Here is a 19480-nt window from a genome sequence, read left to right as displayed (position 1 = left end):
CCCTAATAATTCAGACGGTGCGTTATGCGGAAATATCATTGATTTGTAACCATTGACATTTTCTGGCCGCATAACACACCCTACCTATGATGGTATCGCCCCCCGTAGGGTGTGTTGCGGCATCGATAAATCATCGGTTTTCACGAAAAATATTGACCTGCCGCAACGCACCACCCCCACCAAAAAAAACCATCCATAAATATGTGAATTGAACCAATAATTCAGACGGTGCGTTATGCGGAAATATCATTGATTTGTAACCATTGACATTTTCTGGCCGCATAACACACCCTACCTATGATGGTATCGCCCCCGGTAGGGTGTGTTGCGGCATCAATAAATCATCGGTTTTCACGATAAATATTGACCTAGCCGCAACGCACCGCCAACCTAAAGAGCCTTTTCATAGCGTTCATAAGCCGTGACAATTCGTTGTACCAAAGGATGACGCACTACATCCGCTTGAGTCAACTTACAAAACCCAACCCCTTCCACATTCCTTAAAATATTCTCAGCCACTGCCAAACCCGATCGCTGATTTCCCGGTAAATCCGTTTGCGTCACATCCCCGGTTACCACCATCCGCGACCCAAACCCCAGCCGCGTCAACACCATCTTCATCTGAGCTGGAGTCGTATTCTGGGCCTCATCGACAATAATAAACGAATTATTCAAACTCCGACCGCGCATATAGGCCAACGGAGCCACCTCAATCACTCCCCGATCCATCAAATTGCCAATCTTCTCCGGTTCAATAAACTCATAGAGGGCATCATAAAGCGGCCGCAGAAACGGATTCACCTTCTGTTGCAGATCTCCAGGCAAAAACCCCAACTTTTCCCCCGCTTCCACGGCCGGCCGAGTCAAAATCAAGCGCTCATACTGGTTATCTAGCAGCGCTTTAACTGCCAGCACCGCCGCCAAATAGGTTTTTCCGGTTCCGGCTGGGCCAATACAAAACGTCAAATCCTGGGTACGAACTGACTCCACATAGCGCTTTTGGGCAAAGGTTTTCGCCCGAATCTCCTCCCCTCGACGGGTACGAGCGAGGACATTTTTCTTCAGATCCTGGTGTTCGTCCTGCCGGCCCGTATCCAGAGCATGGCGGGCCGTGAGGACATCCACACCAGAGAGCAACTTACCCTTACCCCAGAACTCTTCGAGCGATCGCACCAAAGCCGAACACAACTCCACCTGTTTCGCTGTGCCCGAAATCAGCAATTCCTGACCCCTCAGTACCACAGTTGCTCCCGTTTGTCTACTGAGGATTTTCAGGTTCTCGCCTTGGACTCCCGATAATGCGATCGCACTATCGGGACTCGGCAGTTGAATGATTGCCTGTTCACTGCTCATCATCCACCCCAACCCAAGCAACAAATTGCCAGTCCTTTAGTCCTCATCGGCGATAAGGCCCTTGAACTCGACGCGGTTCCGGTCGCGAGGGTTTGCGCGGTTTACTCCGATCTCGGACTTGACCCTCCTCATGGTGTTCATGAGACTCATGGCGATCGCCCGCCACATGGAACCCACCATACACATCCAAATAAACCGACTGTCCAGCGGCCTGAGCCGCCGTTAACAGCACCGTTTTAATCGCCTCTATATTCCGGCCACCCCGGCCATAAACCTTCGCCTTATCCTTCGACGAAAACGCCACCCGTATCCAGACCAGAGGTTTACTCGTAGACACCTCACAATCGATCTTCAACTCCTCTGGAAACTCTAGAAACGGATGAATCAGCATCCGCACCAACTCCAAATAATCTGGAGTGGGTGAAGTCGATTGTGTTGTCATATCATTAGTTTTCCGCAGTTGTTGCTTTGAGTTGTTCAAAGACATTCGCTTTTTCAAGAATGTTACGCACAGTATCAGTCGGTTGAGCGCCTTGTTTCAAGCGCCGTACAATTCCCGGCACATCAAGACGAGTCTCATCCGTTCTCGGATTATAAAATCCCAACTCTTCCAAAGGACGAGCTTCTCGACGAGTCGTACTCGGCATCGCCACAATCCGATAGCTCACTTCCCGCTTCTTACCAAACCGTTTCAATCGTAACTTAATCATCGCTTTCCTTCAGCACTAAGCTTTTCGATTTTAGACACTCAACTCCTAATCTTACCATTTTTTCACCGCTATACCCATAATTAACAATTTAGAACACAAATCCTCTCCGTTCCTCCATGTCTCTGTGGTTCATCCCCCTCACCTCCTGTTCACCTTTTTTAGCTCTTCAACCAATAGATGAACCCTGGTTAACGGGTTATTCGAGTCATTCTCCTCTTGCTCTTTCATTAACCGTTTGGCTCCTTTAATAGCCCTCTCCTGTTCTGTTCGGAGACAGGTATAATAATCTCTACCTTTTTCTTTTTCATAAGATTCATTAGGCTTAAGAATCTCCTGCTTTTTAAATATTCTGTCCACTTTGTCGCATACTTGCTCACTGGTCAATGGACTACTCGTATACTCGAAATGTAGTAAAAACCACAGATCGAAACAGGGAATTGAAAAGATCGGTTCATCATCCTTGGTCATTTTACACGCTTCGTCAAATTCTAGGCGATCGCCATCAAACACGCAATAGAGGCGATCGGGTTTTTCCTTCTCTTGCAACCGCTTCCCTTCTTGCACCACTTTTCTGGCATCACCACTCTTTCCTCCAGACGCGGCAACCACTTCAATCTTAGTCGTCACTAATTGCAGCTCTTCTTTCAAAGATTGAAAATATTGATCTTCTGTCTTACCCTCAACCACAATAAGAAAATAATCTTTTGGCTTTCGATCGCCCTTCTTACGTTTTAAATTATTCTCTGATTTGCCTTTACGCGCCATGATTAAATCTTCAAACCTCCCACAAATGGAATCGCACCATAGCGCCCCAGTAAATACCCTCTTTGCAAAGATTCATCCTCACGGGGACGAAATTCTAGGAGTGAATATAAATGAGTTTTTTGCCGATCTTTTTCCGTAAACCAAATTTGATCTTGGCGAAACAAATCTTGGTCTAAAAGCGTGGTATCATGGGTAGTAAAAATCAACTGAGCATGATGGGGATTTGTTTCTGGATTATGGAACATTTCTACCAAACTACGGGCTAAAGTAGGATGCAGACTCCTTTCGAGTTCATCAATCGCGATGACCTTCCCCTCTTGCAACGCTTCAATCCATACTCCCCCCAATTCAAATAATCGTTGTGTTCCATCAGATTCATCATCGATAGACCAACTTAGTGAAAAAGAATTACGGGAAGAGGTGCCTTTTTTATAGGGTTTATAAGCAAAACTAATTCTTTCATCTTTAAAACTGATGTTAGAAATTTCATTATTAGATTGATTTAATAAGTCAACTATTTTTTTCTTAAAATCTTGATCTGAAATACATTTATGAGCTGTATACTCTCTATGTTTTTTTTTAGAATCTAGCGTTGTAATTACATTAAGATTCGTCTTGAACCAATTAAACACCTCTAGCAGTTGAGGATGATTATTTTGAGCTGCATGGGATAAAAACAAGGAATTGGGGCGCACTAACACTTTGATCCGTTGCTTTTCACCTTTTAAGCTGGGAAAAGACCATTCATAGCCGCGATCGCTAGGATTCAAGTCTTTATTTTCAATATTATGTTTGCGAGTAAACCAAGTTTGCGCTCGTTGTTTTGGATAAGCAATTAACCATTCTTCAATGACATGAGTTTTGTATAAACAAACTCCATATTCATAGCGAATACTATTTTGAATGAAAAGAATCTTGAATTCTGTAATACTATTAGGAAAGACCATACGAAATGGGGATTGTTCGATCTCATATTCCAGGAGAAAAGACTGAACATCAAATTCATCTCCCTCTTGCATTCGACTAGCGGAATTTATGACAATATTCTGAAGCGTTTTCAGAGCGCGAACTAAATTACTTTTTCCAGAGGCATTGGGGCCATAAATTGCTGTACTCTTGAGCAAGTGTAAATCCTTAGAATTGGGCGCAGCAAAGGTATGGCTTTCCCGGAAATTATCCACATCCTCAGAAGCCACCAGACTTAAAGTTTGACATTCATTAATTGAGCGATAGTTAGTAACGCTAAACTCGATTAGCATAAAATTTGAATTAATTTCCTATGGGTTGAGGAAGCGTGTATGTCCGCTTTGCGGAAAACCCAACAAAGTCAGACGCTTGGTTGGGTTTCACTGCTGTTCAACCCAACCTACAAATTGCCAAACCCCTTCTTTTTCTTTTTCTTCTTCTTCTTGGGCGCTCCACCATAGCCTTGCCAACCCGGAGCCGGAGGCCGTCCTCCCCCGAACATCCCAGGGCCACCGCCTCCTCCAGGGAATGCCCCTGGTAAACCCGGAAACTGGCCCTGGCCCATCTGCTGCATCATCGATCGCATCTTTTGGAAATCACTCACCAGCTTACTCACATCCTTCTCCGAATGGCCAGACCCCTTGGCAATGCGCCGCCGACGACTTGGAGAACTCGACAACAAATCCGGATTCTTGCGCTCCTCGGTGGTCATTGAACCAATCATCGCCTCCGATCGCTTCAACTGCAACTCACCCTGCTCCAACTGATCCGCATTCAACTTGCCCATCCCTGGGATCATCTTCATCAGACCCCCCAGAGACCCCATACTTTTCATCAGCCGGGTCTGCTTGAGGAAATCAGTAAAATCAAACTGGGCCGAAAGAATCTTCTCCTGCATCTTGGCCGCATCGGCCAAATCCACCTCTTCCTGAGCCTTCTCCACCAGAGTCAGCACATCGCCCATCCCCAAAATCCGAGAAGCCATGCGCTCCGGATAAAACGGTTGCAGAGCCTCTACCTTCTCCCCAACGCCGATAAACTTAATCGGTTTGCCGGAAATTCGCCGCACGGACAGGGCTGCACCCCCGCGACTATCCCCATCCATCTTGGTTAAGATCGCCCCGGTAATCCCAATCTGTTCATGGAAGGTATGGGTCAGATTCGCCGCCTCCTGACCCATCATCGCATCCACCACCAACAGCGTCTCTTGGGGATTCACGGCCGCTTTAATGTCTGCCAACTCGGTCATCATATCGGCATCAATTTGCAGCCGACCCGCCGTATCAATAATGACCGTATCGATTCCTTCCGCCTTGGCCTTCTCTACCCCTTGCCGGGCAATCTCTACCGGATTGACATCCGATCCCAGCTCAAACACCGGCACATCAATTTGTTTACCCAACGTCATCAACTGATCGATCGCCGCCGGACGATAGACATCCGTTGCCACCAACTGACAAGAGCGTTCCTGTTTCCGCAAATATAGGGCCAACTTCGCCGATGCGGTGGTTTTCCCCGTTCCTTGCAACCCCGCCATCAACACCACTGTCGGAGCCTTTTCCGCGTTCGCTAGGGGTTCATTCTCGCCCCCCATCACCGCCACCAGCTCATCATAAACAATCTTGATGAACTGCTGATCTGGGCGTACCCCGCTCACCACTTCGGCCCCTTGAGCCTTGGACTCGACCTCCGCAATAAAATTCTTCACCACTTGCAGATTTACATCGGCTTCGAGCAAAGCGCGACGGACTTCCCGCAAGGCTTCCTTAATATTGTTCTGACTAATTTTATCTTGTCCCCGGAGGCTTTTCCAGGCAGACTCTAGGCGATCGGCGAGGGCATCAAACATATACTCAATAATCTTATTGACTCAGGTTAAGCATTCAATTGAGGGGCATCGCAAGGCAATGCGTCCCTAACTGACCTGAGAGCATTTTAGCGGAGGGCTTGGTTGCCTCGCAATCGACTCTTTGTAGTTTCTTCATGATAAGATAACTCTAATACCATATTTTGGCTTATATGTCAATATAAATCCAGGAAACCGTAAAAAATCTTTTGAATTTAAGTAAAATTGCTTTACAATAGGCACGAATGATCTCAAAGTTCCTCAACCGTTCTAACCATCATCGATTAAGCTGTTAATCTATAAACCTTTGGTGCTTCCTATTCTAACCCTTTAAGATTGAACACTTTATGCTCTTAACCAAGTCCCGTCCCATTCCCACAACCCACACTACGGAGCGTACCACTGGGCGTAACTACCAAGGATTAGTCCTCTTACTTCTGATTACCCTCGGCTTGATGGGGGGCATTGGGACTCGGCTGGTACATTTGCAACTGCTCCAAGGGAAAACCTACGAACAAGAAGCCAAAAATAACCGCATTCGCGTCATTCCCAAACACCCCGGAAGAGGTAAAATACTCGATCGCCATGGCAAGATTCTGGCCGGTAGTAGCCTTTCTCACTCCGTCTATCTTTGGCCCCTCGCCAGCCGTAAAACCGAATGGCCCACCACCCTCAAACGGCTCTCGGAAATCCTCAACATTCCCGAATCAGAAATTCAAAACCGCCTGGATAAAGCAGAATACAGCTCTCCCTACCTCTTGCGGATTGCCAGAGGACTCACCGCCGAAGAAGTGACAGCCCTAGCCGAATATAGTCGGGAACTCGAAGGGATAGAAGTGGATGTGGAAGCAGCGCGGGAATATCCTTATAAAGAAGTCGCTTCTCATGTTTTAGGCTATACCGGAGAAATTAACGAAGAAGACTTAGAGAAAACAGAAAATGAAGGCTATCGCCTCGGCGATATTGTCGGGCAAATGGGCATTGAAGCCGCCCTAGAAGAAGAACTGCGGGGAGGATGGGGCGGTCGAGAAGTGGAAGTAGACAGCAAAGGGCAAGTGGTACGCATCCTCGATCATAAAGCCGCTCAAGCGGGCGATGATGTACAGTTAACCTTGGATTTAGACCTGCAAATGGCGGCAGAAGCAGCTCTAGGAGATAATAAAGGGGCGATCGTGGCCATGAATCCCCAAAATGGCGAAGTCTTAGCCATGGCTAGTAATCCCAAATTTGACCCCAACATCTTCTCTGGGCGCATTAGTGAGGATCAATGGAAAGAAGTACAAGGTAGAGACCATCCCTTTGTGAACCGTGCCCTGCAAGGGTTTCCCCCGGCTTCTACCTTCAAGATTGTCACCACCGCAGCAGCTATTGAATCGGGAATCTTCTCTCCCTACACCGTTTTGGGAACCTTTCCCTATGTTCAGGTTGGCGGGATTAAATTCTGGGACTGGAACCGCGCTGGTTTTGGGCCGTTAGACTTCAGGGGAGCCATGGCCTGGAGTAGTGATACCTTTTTCTATCAAATTGCCCAAGGAATTGGCGGAGAAATCCTAATTGACTGGACAAGAAGATTTGGATTTGGGCGCAAAACCGGGATTGAATTAGAGCAGGAAGAAGCAGCCGGTTTAGTCGCTGATGATGCTTGGAAGCGAGAAAATATCGGTTATGAGTGGTTTGTAGGCGATACGGTGAATATGTCCATTGGCCAAGGATTTTTATTGTCTTCTCCTCTACAAGTCGCCGTCATGTTTGCAGTAGTGGCTAATGGAGGAGATTTAGTGAAACCTCACTTAGTCAAACAAGATGGAGATGATCGTATTTGGCGAGAGTCTTTAGGTCTAAGTCCCATTACTGTTCAAATCTTGCAAGATGGCCTGCGTCAAGTGGTGAGTGCGGGAACGGGAGGGGTAATGAATAGCCTGTCTTTACCGATTAATGCGGGGAAGACGGGAACGGCTGAAGATCCCCCCCGTTTATCCCATGCTTGGTATGGGGGATATGCTCCTTTAGATAATCCAGAAGTGGTGATTGTGGCCTTTGGGGAAAACTCCGGAGGGGGTGGCGGTAAGTTTGCTGCTCCTAAAGTGCGTCAAGTGATGGAGGCTTATTTTCAGTTAAAGAAACAGCGTCAGGCAGAGTAATTAAGAGCGAAAATTAAGAGCGAATACCCTATAACCGTTGAGCTGTTCTGAGGATTTGGCCGGCTAAAATGGCGGCTCCAAATCCATTATCTATATTGACGACTCCGATGCCTGCGGCACAGGAGTTGAGCATGGTGAGTAGGGGGGCTAACCCGTTGAAACTGGCTCCGTAACCGATGCTGGTGGGTACGGCAATGACAGGAGATGCGACTAAACCGGCGACGACACTGGGTAGAGCGCCTTCCATGCCAGCGACGACAATTAAGACATGGGCTTGGTCTAAAACAGCACGATTGCTGAGGAGGCGATGGATACCGGCGACACCGACATCCCACAGCCGTTGAACGCGAAAGCCGGAGAGTTCGGCAGTCATGGCGGCTTCTTCGGCAACGGCTAAATCGGCGGTTCCGGCGGAGAGGATACCGATGATACCGGGGTGATGAATTTGGGGAGTACCGATCGCACAAATCCGAGCCATGGGATAGTAGATTAGATGGGGTATGCGATCGTCTAATTCTTGATACACATCGGGTTCAATGCGAGTGGCCATCACCACTGGGTTGTTCTGACGTAGGGTATTCATAATCTGGGCGATTTGATCGGGAGTTTTTCCCGGCCCCCATATGACCTCTGGGAAACCGGTTCTCAGGGCACGATGATGGTCAATACGAGCAAACTGATCTTCTTCTGCACTTGCAGAAAGGGGTTCAAAATCAAAGTATTTGAGTTTATTGAGAGCAGATTCCGGAGTCATTTTCCCCCCGGCTACTGCTTCTAAAAGGCTGTGTAGTTCTTCTGTATTCATTATTTATGACTCATTACTCATCAACAATCTTGAGTTGATCGAGATTCCAGAGTGCCCCACCCAGGGCAGAATATTGAATGGGTTGAATGCGATCGCGAACGGCCGTCATTGAGAGTTGATTCACCAAATAAATATAGGGCAAATTTTCCTGAATGAGTTGCTGCACTTCTCCATAAATTTGCTTACGCTTCTTTTCATCTAATTCTTGCGCTCCTTTAATGTAGAGATCGGCAATTTTCTGCTCCCAAGGGTCAGGTCTCCAACCGTCGATGGGGGGTTGTCCGGCTTGGGGTTGTTGGTTAAAACTATGCAAGGAACCCTCCAAAGACCAGACATTGGCGCTATTATTGGGTTCTACCCCACCTCCTCCAAAGCCGATGATGTGGGCATCCCAATCTAGGGTATTACCGAGTTTATCGACGAGGGTACTAAAGGCGATGGGTTGGAAATCGACTTGAATGCCAATTTTGCTTAAATCTTGTTTGATTTGTACTCCTAATGCTTCTCGAATTTTATTGCCTGCATTGGTGAGAAGGGTAAAACGAACGGGATTACCGAGATCGTCTTCTAATTGTCCCTGGCTGTTATACTGAAAACCGGCTTCTTGTAAGAGGGATTTTGCTTTTTCTTGATTAAAGTCATAGATTTTTAAGCCTTCTTCTGGTGAGAGATAGTAGGGACTTTGCACGGGAATATTAGAGTATTGGGGTTCTCCTAAGCCCCGATAGATATTATTGACCATGGTTTGTCGGTCGAGGGCGTAGGCGATCGCCTGGCGAAATTTTACTTCATTAAACCATCGGGATTTGACGGGATCGACTAATGGCTTGCCATCGCGACTGGCCTTATTTAAGTTAAAGGTAACAAAGACAGAACTGAGGGTGGGTTCTCTGCCATAAATGGTAAATTTGCCCCGGTTTTCTTCTTTTTTGAGCAGGGAAAAATAGTCAGGAGAAACATCGACTAAATCTAAACTGCCGGAACGAAATTGGAGAAAGTTGGTATCGGTGGATTCGACAATTTGCCAAATAATCTGTTCAATATAGGGTAGGCGATCGCCCTGTTCATTGGTTTTCCAATAGTAGGGATTTCGCTTGAAAATCACCCGTTGAGTTGTATTATATCGTTCTAGTTGATAGGCTCCATTAACTACGATTTTTTCCACAGGTGTGTCTGTTCCCCAGGTGGAGAGGAAGATGGGATTACCTTGGGAATCTTTAGTGTCTATGGTTTCTTTTAAGACATGGGCGGGTAAAATGGGTAAGCCGGTACTGCGTAAAAACGGGGCAAAGGGTTCAGGAATCGCAAACTCGACTTGGCGATCGCCTAATTTCCTTACAGTCGGTAGAGCGCGACTTTCTCCAATGAGCAACACAAATCGGGCAGAGGTGGGAATAGCATCATTAAGATACACATCGTTGTAGCTAAACACCACATCATCAGCCGTGAGGGGATAGCCATCTGACCATTGCAAACCCTCCCGGAGGGTAAAGACAATACGCTTACCTTCATTGGAAATTTGCCAAGATTCGGCTAATCCGGGTTCAATTTCCCCAGTTAATCCATTGGTTTCTACCAGTCCTTCATAGGTGAGTCCAAAGATATTCGGAGATTCTTGACTGAGGGCGTAGTTAAAGGTTTTGGGATCGCTGAGAATGGCTTGCACCAGTTGGGGTACTTCGGCCGCAGAGGTGCGAAATGGGGTCGGACTACAGGCAGATAAGGCGATCGCCATCACCACCATTACCACTCCTATCCATCGACGATATCCCATCACCATAAGCCTATGTTTGTCTGAAGCTGCTTATTGATTGTACAGCAGACTTACAGCGCTTTGGGCGAGAGAGTGGTGGATGGGGGGATGGGGGGATGGGGGCGAAAAATTTTTCACCTCTGTGAGTGGAAAGGGAAATTAATACTCACGGGCTAAATACTGCCATTCCAAAATAATCACCGAAGGAATAGAAATCCGTATTTCCCCATCTTCCACCGGCAAAGACAACTCTAGGGAACCCGAAGCCGAAACTGACTCTAGGATATCCGTTAACTCATACTGTCCCACATTGGGGGCAGGAGCCTGATCTGCAAAAACATCAGAAGCACTCAACCGGTTACCCTGACTATCTTTTAGCGTTAGAGAAGCGGGATGTTGAAATACGGTTTCATTGGGAAATCCCACTAAACGTAACTGAACATTGGCTAATTCTCCCACTTTGATCCGCTTAAACAGAATCACTTGCCAGGTTTTGCCCCTCCCATCTCGCAAGCTATGGCGAGATTGATAGAGAGTTTGTCCCGGTGCTTCCACTTGTTGGCGAATGAGGGCCGATGCGGGTTGGGAAACCAGGAGCGTAGAAGGAAGGAGGAAGAGCAGAGCGGCTAAAAGAGCCACTAGCCAGCGTCTTCCTCGGTGGGGTTTAAGTGCTTTCATTTGGATTCAGAAGCAACATCATCGGGAATAAAGACAGCGTACATGCCGCGAAGATCCCCTACCTTAAAGTCATAGGCTAAATCTTGGGGATAGTTTTGTTTGACAAATTCTGGTCGTGCTGCTTTTGCTCCATGACAGCCTAAACAGGTGGCTTCTACGTTAATGCGGCGATAGTAGCGCCGTCCGGATTCACCATTGAGGGTTTCATCTTGCCAGAATCCCATTAGTTCTGGATGGCTATCGAGCAGTGCAAGGGCGGCTTCTGCTTCTGGGGTGTCTGGAGTATGAGCGGGGTTACGGTATTTGGTGGCCATTTGTTTGACTTGCCATCCATTTTCTTGGCTCAGTTTTTGGGCTTTCATGCCTACGGGTTTACAGACTTGTTTGAAGGTTTCCGGGGTGATGGTTTCGGTCTTATCTTTGAGGGTTGAGGCTAACCCAGAGCGCATGGCATCTAGGTTTTCAATTTCTTCGATGGCATGGGAGAGTTGACTGGGATTGGGATTGGCGAGGGCTGTCTGGGGAGCGCAGAGGCTGAGGACGGTTAGACAGACTACCAGAGCGCCCATGGCGAGGAGTTTGATCGGTTTCATGACTAAGCTCGAAAATTATTGCTTAGTTGTATAGTAATGGATCGGTTGCAGAAAGTCTAGGATTGGGGACGCGGAGATCGCTTATATCAAATCCGAAGAATCAGTTACAGTATGTCATTGCGAATGGAACGCAGTGGAATGAAGCAATCGCACAATCCCCGAATCTTGGCGTTTCCGCTTCGCGAACATGAAAGCGAAGCTTGCGAGAAGCGCGAATGCTTCGCTGCGATCGCAATGACAACTGTTTAACCGGATTTGATATGACTGATGACTGATGACTTATTACTTAATTACCCATTACCAATAGGGTGACGGTTTTCTTTTCCAAGACATACTCGCTGTAATCGGCGAGATGATCGAGTCCTAAGCAACTGAGAACGATTTCTAGGGCTAACCAGAGGGTTATCCTGGGGATTAAGGTTTTCCATCGGACTTTCATGGTTTGAGTTCCTCGGCAGGAAATACAAAAGCATACGACAGGTTAGGGCTTGCATCTGGATGGTTTAGCCTCTAGTTCTAGGATGCTCTAGAGATGTCCTAGATGACGGTGAGCGCAAGTGGAGATGCGATGTGATGGATCTCCTGGAGATCGGTGATCTCGGTTCTGTCTCTAACCTGATGTTTGTACTATAGGGAGCTGATGGAGCAGAGTGTGGGAAAACCAGGACAGTATTTTAAGTGGATTATGGGGTGAAGTGTTCGTAAACGCCGAATGCTTTGTGGAAAGTGCTGTATTAGACACATGCTAAGGTTTGAAACTCTGTTGCTAGTCTAGCAGGGACGATGAAAATCATTTTAATGCGGTAATTATTAGGTTGTTTTTCAATTTTAATAAATTTGGCATTTGACGGATAAACCTCTTGATTTTTAGGTTTAGCAAAAGCATAACAGGTAAATCCAATTGATTCGATAAAGTTGAGTAGATTTTTATTGGGGTAAGCCTCTGATAAAACTAAGGGTTGATCTCGGATCAGCAAATTTTTTCCACCTAATAAAATTTCAAAATCCGCCCCTTCAGCATCTGTCTTAATACCTGAAACTTTTAAAGATGGATATTCTGACATCAAGTTATCTAACGTGTTAACTTTAACGATCATCTTTTTCCCTTCATTGTCTGTCCTGACTAGTGAGTTCAGTTCAGGCATAGAGTTCAAAGAAATTTCCATCGTGCCAGCTTCAGAATAAAGTGCCTCTCTAATAATGTGACAATTTTGAAATTGTGAAATGTTTTCTTCTAAAGTTTTAATAACTCTTGGATCGGGTTCAAATGCATAAACCTCACGGGATAATGGAGCCGCCAGCAAGGTATAGTATCCAATATTTGCCCCGATATCAATAAAGCTCTTCTCTTTATCTAAAAATCGAGTTAATACAGCTTCCGATCCCCAATCTAGTTTCTCTTTTTTCAGAAAAAGCTCTGTACCAAACTGACTGCCAAAAGGCAAGATCATGGGTACATTATTGAATAAAACCATTTTCTGATTGACTTTGATTATCTTATGGAATCCACGCAATCCATAGCGGTATAAAAATTTTCCATAACCTATTTCTTTAGCAGCCCTAGAGAAATAGTTAAGTTTTCTAGAAAAATTTGAGAGTATCACGATCTCTGCCAATTAACGAATAAACTCTTTATATTCTATTATATTCTATCTCCAGGCTACATGATTGTATGAAGACTGATTTTAAAGAAATTCTTGATAAACACCGATCATTTGTTGAGCGATCGCCGGCCAGCTATAGTGAGTTTTCGCATAGTCTGCGCCTGCTGCTCCCCGTTTCAGTCGTTCTTGGCGATCGCTCAGAGCCAGTCGTAAACTATCCGTTAAAGAATTGACATCACAACCACACACCCAGCCAGCCGCCGATCTTTGAATATCTTCCCAAATATAAACCCCTGTGGAGATGACGACAGCAGTTCCAGAGGCGATCGCTTCGGCTACCGCAATGCCAAAATTCTCATAGTAGGAAGGCAACACAAACAGATCCGCGTCCCGCAACAGTGCTGCTTTCTCCTCACCCGTGACAAACCCTGGAAACTGGGTACAAGGGGCTAAAGGCGAGGATTGGATTTGCTGTTTAATTTGCTCCACATAGGCGGTATTTTGAGGATTTCCGCCCGCTAAAATGAATTCAAACTCAAATTTTTCATTTACCAGGGTTTCCAGGGCAGGAAGGAGCAAATCTAAGCCCTTTTTCGGGTCAATTCTCGACATATAGAGAATCAGGGGTTTATCTGGGGGGATGTTCAGGTTGGCTCTGGCTTTTCCCGGTTCTGGCAGTTGGGGCAGTTGTACACCCAAGGGAACCACTACGCTAGGGGTATCGGTTCCGAAGCGATCGGAAATTTTCGCTTCAATGCTGCTGGTAAAATGGATGGCGGCTGCTCCAGCAATATTAGGCTTTTCCCACAGCGCCGTATAGAGGCGTTTAAGCTGTCGTTTTTTGCGTAAATCTGCTGGATCTAAAGTGCCCAAAGGACGCATCAGATAGGGGATTTTTTTCCGTCGGGCAATAGTAGCTGCCGCCGAACTGACGGGAGAAAACAGGGCATGAATATGGGCAATATCATACTCTGAGGCATGTTCAGACAGCCAGTTTAATAAATCTAGGGAAAACTTGTAGCGTCGGAAGGGAGAGCAGCGAAAGTAACGAATGTGATAACCATTTTCTTCCACAGGGCGGTCTAGAGGCACATCTAAAGGCGCTTCTCCCGTATCGCCATTGGAATCTGTAGTTAGAATAGTTACTTCAATACCCGCATCACTCAAGGCCGCAGACAACCCTTTGACCATCTGACTGGGGCCACCATAGACCAGAGAAATCGAAGGAACAATTTGTAAAACGCGCATTATAGTTAAGAGTATAGAAATTTATAGCATATGTACAAAATCTCCCCTCATCCCCCAGCCCCTTCTCCCGCAGGCGCTGCCCTGAGCGAAGTCGAAGGGAGAAGGGGAGAGAAGTCCCTCTCCCAAGGGAGAGGGATATAGGGAGAGGGCAAGATATCCACTTAAAATTTAGGCAAGCAACTGTTCATAAAACGATAATTGTTGTTTTGCCAAAGCCGTATTGGTATAGTGAAGCATAGCCCGTTCGTAACCTTTTTGCGCTAAATCTTGCCGTAAGTCTTGATTTTCCATCATTTGACGCAAACAGTTTCGCAAACCATCTACATTCGCTTCTGGAAAAATTAATCCCGCTTCCTCAATCACATGGGGAATTTCCCCAGAATCTGAACCAATGACCGGAACTTTACAGGACATTGCTTCAATTAGAACATGGCCGAACTGTTCTTTCCAACCGGCTGCTGTTAAGGTTTTAAACTTATAGGTCGTCTCAGAGGGTAAAACCAAGACATCCATTAAATTAATATAGCGATAAACTTGATCGTGGGGGACACTTTCCACAAAAACAAGCCGGTCTCGTAAGCCAAATTCTGAAGCCTTGTTTAAAATCTCTTGCTTCAAATCACCGCGACCGAGCAACACCCATTTCCAGGGATGTTCTGTAATTCCTTTTAAGGCTGTGAAGAGGGTTAAAAGTCCTTTTTCTTCCACAAATCGCCCCACAAAACCCACCACAAATTCATCCGGCTTAATGCCCAATGATATTCTTAACTCTGGTTGCTCTTGGGGGGAAAATAATTGCTCATCTACCCCCAGTTGGGGCATGACTTTAATGGGGCCATCATAGCCATGATCGCGCAGAACATCCGCTCCGTCTTGGTTTCCCGATATGATTCCGTGGGAATTTTTCAGATTAAAACCCTCTAACACAGAGATGGGAAACTTAACTTCATAGGGTAAGTTCCACCAGGTGAAAAATACATTTTTAGCTTTCAGGTTTAGTTGCTTATTGAGAGTAATCAATTCTGCATGACTAAAGGCTTTTGCGCCTTGTTCGGTCTGCAAGATATTGGGCTTGAATGTTTTTAGCAGTTGCACTAAATCTAGACCAAAGGTTAATAGCCCTTGGTTATTTTCACTAAAGTTAGACAAGGGCACAACCCGAAAATTACCCTCATCGACGGGTTGAGTTTCAATAATCTTATTTTGTACGCCTCCCGGTCGCCATCGTTTGGGGACAACGACGGTTACTTCTATGGTGGGATCGAGTTGGGCTAATTTTCTCAGTTTCTCGCGGTTGAGATCGACAATATAGGTGTGGCTGGCGATTAAGATTTTCATGATAGTCTAGAGTCCAATAACACCATTAAACCGATTTAGAAGTTGTCCATTTTTCGTCTTGCTGGCTATACATTTGTCCGGTTTTCCAGAGAGTTTTGAGTCGAGTTTGCCAAGCACTGAAGTAACCCATGGTGTAGAACCCTGCGCGACTGACGATTTTGAGGGGGGAACCACTTTTATTGCAGGGAGGATGACCTAAAACGTGGCAGTCAAATAACTTGCTAAAGAACCGGACTTGCTGACCGACGGTCAAATTTTTGAGTCCCATGAGAAAGTGGTTATGGTAGAAGGTAATCTGATATTCTAGCGATCGCGTAGAAATATCGTGACATCCTCCCGTTTCTTCCCCTAAATGCACCAAATTGGCCTCTGGATCGTACCAGATTTTGTATCCGGTCTGGCGCAAGCGCAAGCAAAAATCGGACTCTTCCCGCACCGCACTACCGCGAAATCGCTCATCAAATTCTAAGCCATGTTTGCTAAAAATATCACGCCGGAAGGACATATTACACCCCCGTGCAGAAATGACTTCCTGAGCTTTCGTGGTATGGACTAAATCAATGTGATACCAAGCAATGCCGGGATCGAAGGCTTGGGGGGGTAAGTCTTCAATGGTGTAACCATCCTGAGACTCGCCCAACTTCATGCGGTCAAAAACGCGACCAGCTACAGCGCCGACTTCGGGGCGATCGTAATTGCGAGCATGGGCCATCAAATACCCTTCCGGTAACACCACATCATCATCAATAAACAGCACCACATCCCCACTAGAGCGCCGTACCGCATAATTTCGCGCTCCGGGTAAACTCGCCCAATTCACTCGAAATAGCTTAATTTTACCTGAATTAGCCATCTCATTCAAAAACGCTTGCACTTCCGGTTTATGCTCGGCGGTTTGATCGACGACTATCAGCTCAAAATGGGGATAATCCTGCTTGAGGACATCCTGGATACTATCGCGTAAGGGTTCCTCACGTCCATAGGTAGGAATAATTACAGAAAGAAAAGGTAAATTCATAGTTAATGACTCTAAGTATAGGAATACTATCTCCTCTTTTTACTCGATTTACGCCCATTTTTGCCAGATTTAGCCGATTTAGATTTAGATTTCTTGCGTTTTTTCGGATCGGCTTGTGCTTCCAGCAGCGCTTCCAACTCTTGCTTTTTCTTCTGTTCCTCCTTGTCAATGGCGGGTAACTTTAACGTAATGCCAGCAAACAACCAATAGTAGACACACACCGGATCAGTATCCAGAGGATACCAATAGGTTTGGTAACTGATAATTAAAATAAATACCCAGAAGCAAGCGCCAAAGTTTCGTAAGCTTTTATCTTTCACCGAACGATAAGATTTAAACGTTTCCCAGGTGAGAACTGTAACCATCAACAAAAACAACGTCAGCCCTGGCTTCCCAAGTTCAAATAGTATTTTTGGAAACCATGTTTCCACCAAAAAAGTCCTCCCAAATGCTCTAGCAGAGTTAGTTGCACGTCCTAATCCATTGCCAAATAAACCAGCTCTCTTGGCAGAACTTTCTGCTTGTTCAGCAATAAAATCTGCGGGGTTAGATGCACCGACTCGACCGATTAAACTATCCCATCTTTCTTGCACAACATCGGGGAATGCTACAGCAGCACCTCCCAATAGCAAGGTCAATCCCAATGCAATGGGAATAAATCGTTTTAGGTTGGCAACTTGACCCGTCAGCACCAGTAAAATAATCGTTACTACTGGTACAAGCATTGTGGCAATTCGTTGCCCTGAAATTACAGAACAAACGAAGTTTAAACCCATGCCAACAAATCCAGCCATTTGCCAGGGAAGAGAAGGATCGCAAAAAGCGGTGGCAAACGTAAAAAAGGCACTACAAATCATGTACCAACCCCAGTGCCAAGGGGAAGGTAGGGTGCTGGGAAGACGAATTTGATTTTGTGATGGACTGAAGGTTAAAGAGCCTCCCACTAAACATTTGGCTTCAATATCTGCCTTAAACAAAGCATCTCCTGTCGCACCGCGTGTTCCGTTGCATGTACCAGATGAAAGCATTTGATATTGCATCAAACAGAGAACACAAGTAATAATTGCAAGAATTGTGGTTAAGCGCGTGATCCAGAGCAATTCTTTTTTTCCCCGAATCATATAAAATCCACAACTAATTAAGGGAATATATCCCATAAAAACTTTTAAGCCTAAAATGCCTAATAAAATAGGTTTATCCCCTTTGTATATTCTTTCAGTTGTATTGATTGCTAGAATGACAAATATACAATAAGCTAACAGAGCGAACATGAAGGGAACTAAAGCTTTGGGCACAAGGAAGGGTAAACGATATCGTTTTGTATATTGATAGATGCCCATTAATCCGGGAATGTAGAACGCATCTTTTGCTAGGTGAAGGAGGGCATTCCCTCCTCCTACCCAATAGACAAAAGTACCGCTAAAGGGCATATAGATATAGAAGGCCCATAGAGCTTGAATGGGATAGTTCAAGGAAAATATGAGAACAGCAATTCCAAATAATCCGACGACAAAAAATGAGGGTTCGCCCATGGCAGCAAAGGCAATTAAGCCAAAAACTGAACCAATACCGATCGCCTGTCCGAGGACTCCATTGAACTTTTTGCGAGCGTTGGCGGATTCGCGTTTTTTGGCGGCTAGTTCTTCTTTTGTTGGCGGTGGTTTGACTAGAGTTGCTGGATTAGGTGCTTTTCCTTTGGATTTGAGTTTAGTTTTGGCCATGAGGGAAGCGGAAACGACTCTGCGTTATTGGGTTTGGGAGATCAATACAATTGCACCCTTGCCTAAGATAGCTTAGAGATTGCGTCCGTTGCCGAGCAATGACAGAATACCTGTAGGCTGTTTTTTTATTGACTATTATATGCTACTGAAGTCTACGACCCGCCATATCCGCATTTTTACGGCTGTTATTGAGAAGGAGGAACTGAATCCTTCTGAAAATATGCTGACTCTGGATGTCGATCCGGATAATGAGTTGAATTGGACAGATTCGGCGCTGAAAGCGGTCTATGGGAAATTTGAGGAGTTGGTGGCGGCTTATGAGGGCCAGGATTTGACGGAGTATAATCTGCGTCGGATTGGCTCGGATTTGGAGCATTTTGTCCGATCGCTCCTTCAGAAAGGAGAACTCAGCTATAACCTGGAAAGCCGGGCAGTCAATTACAGCATGGGTTTGCCCCAAGTCGCCGTCGATCAATAATCCTCCCGACCTAAAATCCCTCAAACGGATTAGGCGGTTCGGGTTGAGGACGATCGCCCCCTGCTAACTCTGAAGGCGGTCGTTCATCGCTCCAACCCCACCAAGCTTGCCCACATTCACAGAGATAGAACTCTTGCCATTTGCGGCGATGACCTTCCGTATAAACAGGCGATCGCCGATTTAACCAAACCCGCTCGGCTTCCCTAGAAGTCGCCGCACAACGAGGACAACAAAACTTAAACGCATGGGTCGCCTGCTCTGTCCAAGCCGGTGGATTAATCTCAAACGCTTCCATAAACCTCAAATTCTCCCTAAACCAACGGAGTGCTTATATCCTAAGCTTAAACCCCTTAACCTCAATTTTTCATCGATTAGGGCCATTCTGGACTTGACATCGGTCTAATTCCAGAGTCTGATAATAGTCAAATTGGTGTGAACTCACCGGATTGGCTGGCTACTGTAA

General features: G+C 45.9%; 19 protein-coding genes. 2 read left to right on the top strand and 17 right to left on the bottom strand.

What is annotated here, in order from left to right:
• Positions 1–390: 390 nt before the first annotated feature.
• The 6 genes from PMG71_RS17580 to ffh all read right to left on the bottom strand — a co-directional run bounded on the left by PMG71_RS17580 (position 391) and on the right by ffh (position 5643).
• A complete protein-coding gene (locus PMG71_RS17580) occupies positions 391–1356 on the bottom strand; it encodes a PhoH family protein (RefSeq protein WP_283755015.1) in 966 nt (321 codons plus the stop codon).
• A 40-nt stretch (positions 1357–1396) separates the two neighbouring features.
• Positions 1397–1795: a KH domain-containing protein gene (locus PMG71_RS17575; RefSeq protein ID WP_283755014.1), complete on the bottom strand. Its 399-nt coding sequence runs from the start codon at positions 1793–1795 to the stop codon at positions 1397–1399.
• 4 nt (positions 1796–1799) lie between these two features.
• The gene (gene rpsP / locus PMG71_RS17570; protein ID WP_283755013.1) at positions 1800–2063 is read right to left on the bottom strand and encodes a 30S ribosomal protein S16; all 264 of its coding nucleotides are present in this window, start codon (positions 2061–2063) and stop codon (positions 1800–1802) included.
• Between the two features lie 138 nt (positions 2064–2201).
• A complete protein-coding gene (locus PMG71_RS17565; protein WP_283755012.1) occupies positions 2202–2828 on the bottom strand; it encodes an RloB family protein in 627 nt (208 codons plus the stop codon).
• Between the two features lie 2 nt (positions 2829–2830).
• The gene (locus PMG71_RS17560; RefSeq protein ID WP_283755011.1) at positions 2831–4087 is read right to left on the bottom strand and encodes an AAA family ATPase; all 1257 of its coding nucleotides are present in this window, start codon (positions 4085–4087) and stop codon (positions 2831–2833) included.
• 107 nt (positions 4088–4194) lie between these two features.
• Positions 4195–5643: a signal recognition particle protein gene (gene ffh, locus PMG71_RS17555; RefSeq protein WP_283755010.1), complete on the bottom strand. Its 1449-nt coding sequence runs from the start codon at positions 5641–5643 to the stop codon at positions 4195–4197.
• A gap of 344 nt (positions 5644–5987) precedes the next feature.
• Here ffh and mrdA point away from each other — a divergent pair, with 344 nt between their 5' ends.
• Positions 5988–7781, top strand: a complete 1794-nt coding sequence (gene mrdA, locus PMG71_RS17550) for a penicillin-binding protein 2 (protein WP_283755009.1) — start codon at positions 5988–5990, stop codon at positions 7779–7781.
• A 28-nt stretch (positions 7782–7809) separates the two neighbouring features.
• Here mrdA and larB read toward each other — a convergent pair whose 3' ends face one another.
• The 10 genes from larB to hpsL form a co-directional block, all read right to left on the bottom strand.
• Positions 7810–8589, bottom strand: a complete 780-nt coding sequence (gene larB / locus PMG71_RS17545; protein WP_347179324.1) for a nickel pincer cofactor biosynthesis protein LarB — start codon at positions 8587–8589, stop codon at positions 7810–7812.
• A 10-nt stretch (positions 8590–8599) separates the two neighbouring features.
• Positions 8600–10366: an ABC transporter substrate-binding protein gene (locus PMG71_RS17540; RefSeq protein ID WP_283755007.1), complete on the bottom strand. Its 1767-nt coding sequence runs from the start codon at positions 10364–10366 to the stop codon at positions 8600–8602.
• Positions 10367–10498: 132 nt separating this feature from the next.
• Positions 10499–11017: a DUF3122 domain-containing protein gene (locus tag PMG71_RS17535; protein ID WP_283755006.1), complete on the bottom strand. Its 519-nt coding sequence runs from the start codon at positions 11015–11017 to the stop codon at positions 10499–10501.
• Positions 11014–11610: a Tll0287-like domain-containing protein gene (locus PMG71_RS17530; protein WP_283755005.1), complete on the bottom strand. Its 597-nt coding sequence runs from the start codon at positions 11608–11610 to the stop codon at positions 11014–11016. The genes PMG71_RS17535 and PMG71_RS17530 overlap by 4 nt, the downstream gene beginning before the upstream one ends.
• 286 nt (positions 11611–11896) lie before the next feature.
• Positions 11897–12049, bottom strand: a complete 153-nt coding sequence (locus tag PMG71_RS17525) for a hypothetical protein (RefSeq protein WP_283755004.1) — start codon at positions 12047–12049, stop codon at positions 11897–11899.
• A gap of 295 nt (positions 12050–12344) precedes the next feature.
• Positions 12345–13217 (bottom strand): FkbM family methyltransferase, encoded by an 873-nt coding sequence (locus PMG71_RS17520; RefSeq protein ID WP_347179323.1) that lies wholly within the window; start codon positions 13215–13217, stop codon positions 12345–12347.
• Positions 13218–13295: 78 nt separating this feature from the next.
• On the bottom strand, positions 13296–14462 hold the full coding sequence (gene hpsP, locus PMG71_RS17515) for a hormogonium polysaccharide biosynthesis glycosyltransferase HpsP (protein ID WP_283755002.1): 1167 nt from the start codon (positions 14460–14462) through the stop codon (positions 13296–13298).
• A gap of 168 nt (positions 14463–14630) precedes the next feature.
• Positions 14631–15800, bottom strand: coding sequence for a hormogonium polysaccharide biosynthesis glycosyltransferase HpsO (hpsO, locus tag PMG71_RS17510; RefSeq protein ID WP_283755001.1), 1170 nt, complete (start codon positions 15798–15800; stop codon positions 14631–14633).
• Positions 15801–15825: 25 nt separating this feature from the next.
• Positions 15826–16818, bottom strand: coding sequence for a hormogonium polysaccharide biosynthesis glycosyltransferase HpsN (hpsN, locus tag PMG71_RS17505; protein ID WP_283755000.1), 993 nt, complete (start codon positions 16816–16818; stop codon positions 15826–15828).
• Between the two features lie 26 nt (positions 16819–16844).
• Positions 16845–18539: a hormogonium polysaccharide biosynthesis protein HpsL gene (hpsL, locus tag PMG71_RS17500; RefSeq protein ID WP_283754999.1), complete on the bottom strand. Its 1695-nt coding sequence runs from the start codon at positions 18537–18539 to the stop codon at positions 16845–16847.
• A gap of 139 nt (positions 18540–18678) precedes the next feature.
• On the opposite strand from hpsL, the gene ndhM reads away from it, so the two are divergent.
• Positions 18679–19017 (top strand): NAD(P)H-quinone oxidoreductase subunit M, encoded by a 339-nt coding sequence (gene ndhM / locus PMG71_RS17495; RefSeq protein WP_283754998.1) that lies wholly within the window; start codon positions 18679–18681, stop codon positions 19015–19017.
• Positions 19018–19027: 10 nt separating this feature from the next.
• Here ndhM and PMG71_RS17490 read toward each other — a convergent pair whose 3' ends face one another.
• Positions 19028–19312, bottom strand: coding sequence for a hypothetical protein (locus PMG71_RS17490; RefSeq protein WP_283754997.1), 285 nt, complete (start codon positions 19310–19312; stop codon positions 19028–19030).
• Between the last annotated feature and the right edge of the window lie 168 nt (positions 19313–19480).

The organism is Roseofilum acuticapitatum BLCC-M154, from assembly GCF_030068475.1.
In the GTDB taxonomy this organism is placed as follows: domain Bacteria; phylum Cyanobacteriota; class Cyanobacteriia; order Cyanobacteriales; family Desertifilaceae; genus Roseofilum; species Roseofilum acuticapitatum.
The sequence above is the reverse complement of the archived record's forward strand: the minus strand, read 5'-3'. Positions and strand labels throughout refer to the sequence as shown.

Coding starts and splice junctions, on each gene's coding strand:
- PMG71_RS17580 (WP_283755015.1), bottom strand. CDS start 1,356: ATGATGAGCAGTGAACAGGCAATCATTCAACTGCCGAGTCCCGATAGT.
- PMG71_RS17575 (WP_283755014.1), bottom strand. CDS start 1,795: ATGACAACACAATCGACTTCACCCACTCCAGATTATTTGGAGTTGGTG.
- rpsP (WP_283755013.1), bottom strand. CDS start 2,063: ATGATTAAGTTACGATTGAAACGGTTTGGTAAGAAGCGGGAAGTGAGC.
- PMG71_RS17565 (WP_283755012.1), bottom strand. CDS start 2,828: ATGGCGCGTAAAGGCAAATCAGAGAATAATTTAAAACGTAAGAAGGGC.
- PMG71_RS17560 (WP_283755011.1), bottom strand. CDS start 4,087: ATGCTAATCGAGTTTAGCGTTACTAACTATCGCTCAATTAATGAATGT.
- ffh (WP_283755010.1), bottom strand. CDS start 5,643: ATGTTTGATGCCCTCGCCGATCGCCTAGAGTCTGCCTGGAAAAGCCTC.
- mrdA (WP_283755009.1), top strand. CDS start 5,988: ATGCTCTTAACCAAGTCCCGTCCCATTCCCACAACCCACACTACGGAG.
- PMG71_RS17540 (WP_283755007.1), bottom strand. CDS start 10,366: ATGGTGATGGGATATCGTCGATGGATAGGAGTGGTAATGGTGGTGATG.
- PMG71_RS17535 (WP_283755006.1), bottom strand. CDS start 11,017: ATGAAAGCACTTAAACCCCACCGAGGAAGACGCTGGCTAGTGGCTCTT.
- PMG71_RS17530 (WP_283755005.1), bottom strand. CDS start 11,610: ATGAAACCGATCAAACTCCTCGCCATGGGCGCTCTGGTAGTCTGTCTA.
- PMG71_RS17525 (WP_283755004.1), bottom strand. CDS start 12,049: ATGAAAGTCCGATGGAAAACCTTAATCCCCAGGATAACCCTCTGGTTA.
- hpsP (WP_283755002.1), bottom strand. CDS start 14,462: ATGCGCGTTTTACAAATTGTTCCTTCGATTTCTCTGGTCTATGGTGGC.
- hpsO (WP_283755001.1), bottom strand. CDS start 15,800: ATGAAAATCTTAATCGCCAGCCACACCTATATTGTCGATCTCAACCGC.
- hpsN (WP_283755000.1), bottom strand. CDS start 16,818: ATGAATTTACCTTTTCTTTCTGTAATTATTCCTACCTATGGACGTGAG.
- hpsL (WP_283754999.1), bottom strand. CDS start 18,539: ATGGCCAAAACTAAACTCAAATCCAAAGGAAAAGCACCTAATCCAGCA.
- ndhM (WP_283754998.1), top strand. CDS start 18,679: ATGCTACTGAAGTCTACGACCCGCCATATCCGCATTTTTACGGCTGTT.
- PMG71_RS17490 (WP_283754997.1), bottom strand. CDS start 19,312: ATGGAAGCGTTTGAGATTAATCCACCGGCTTGGACAGAGCAGGCGACC.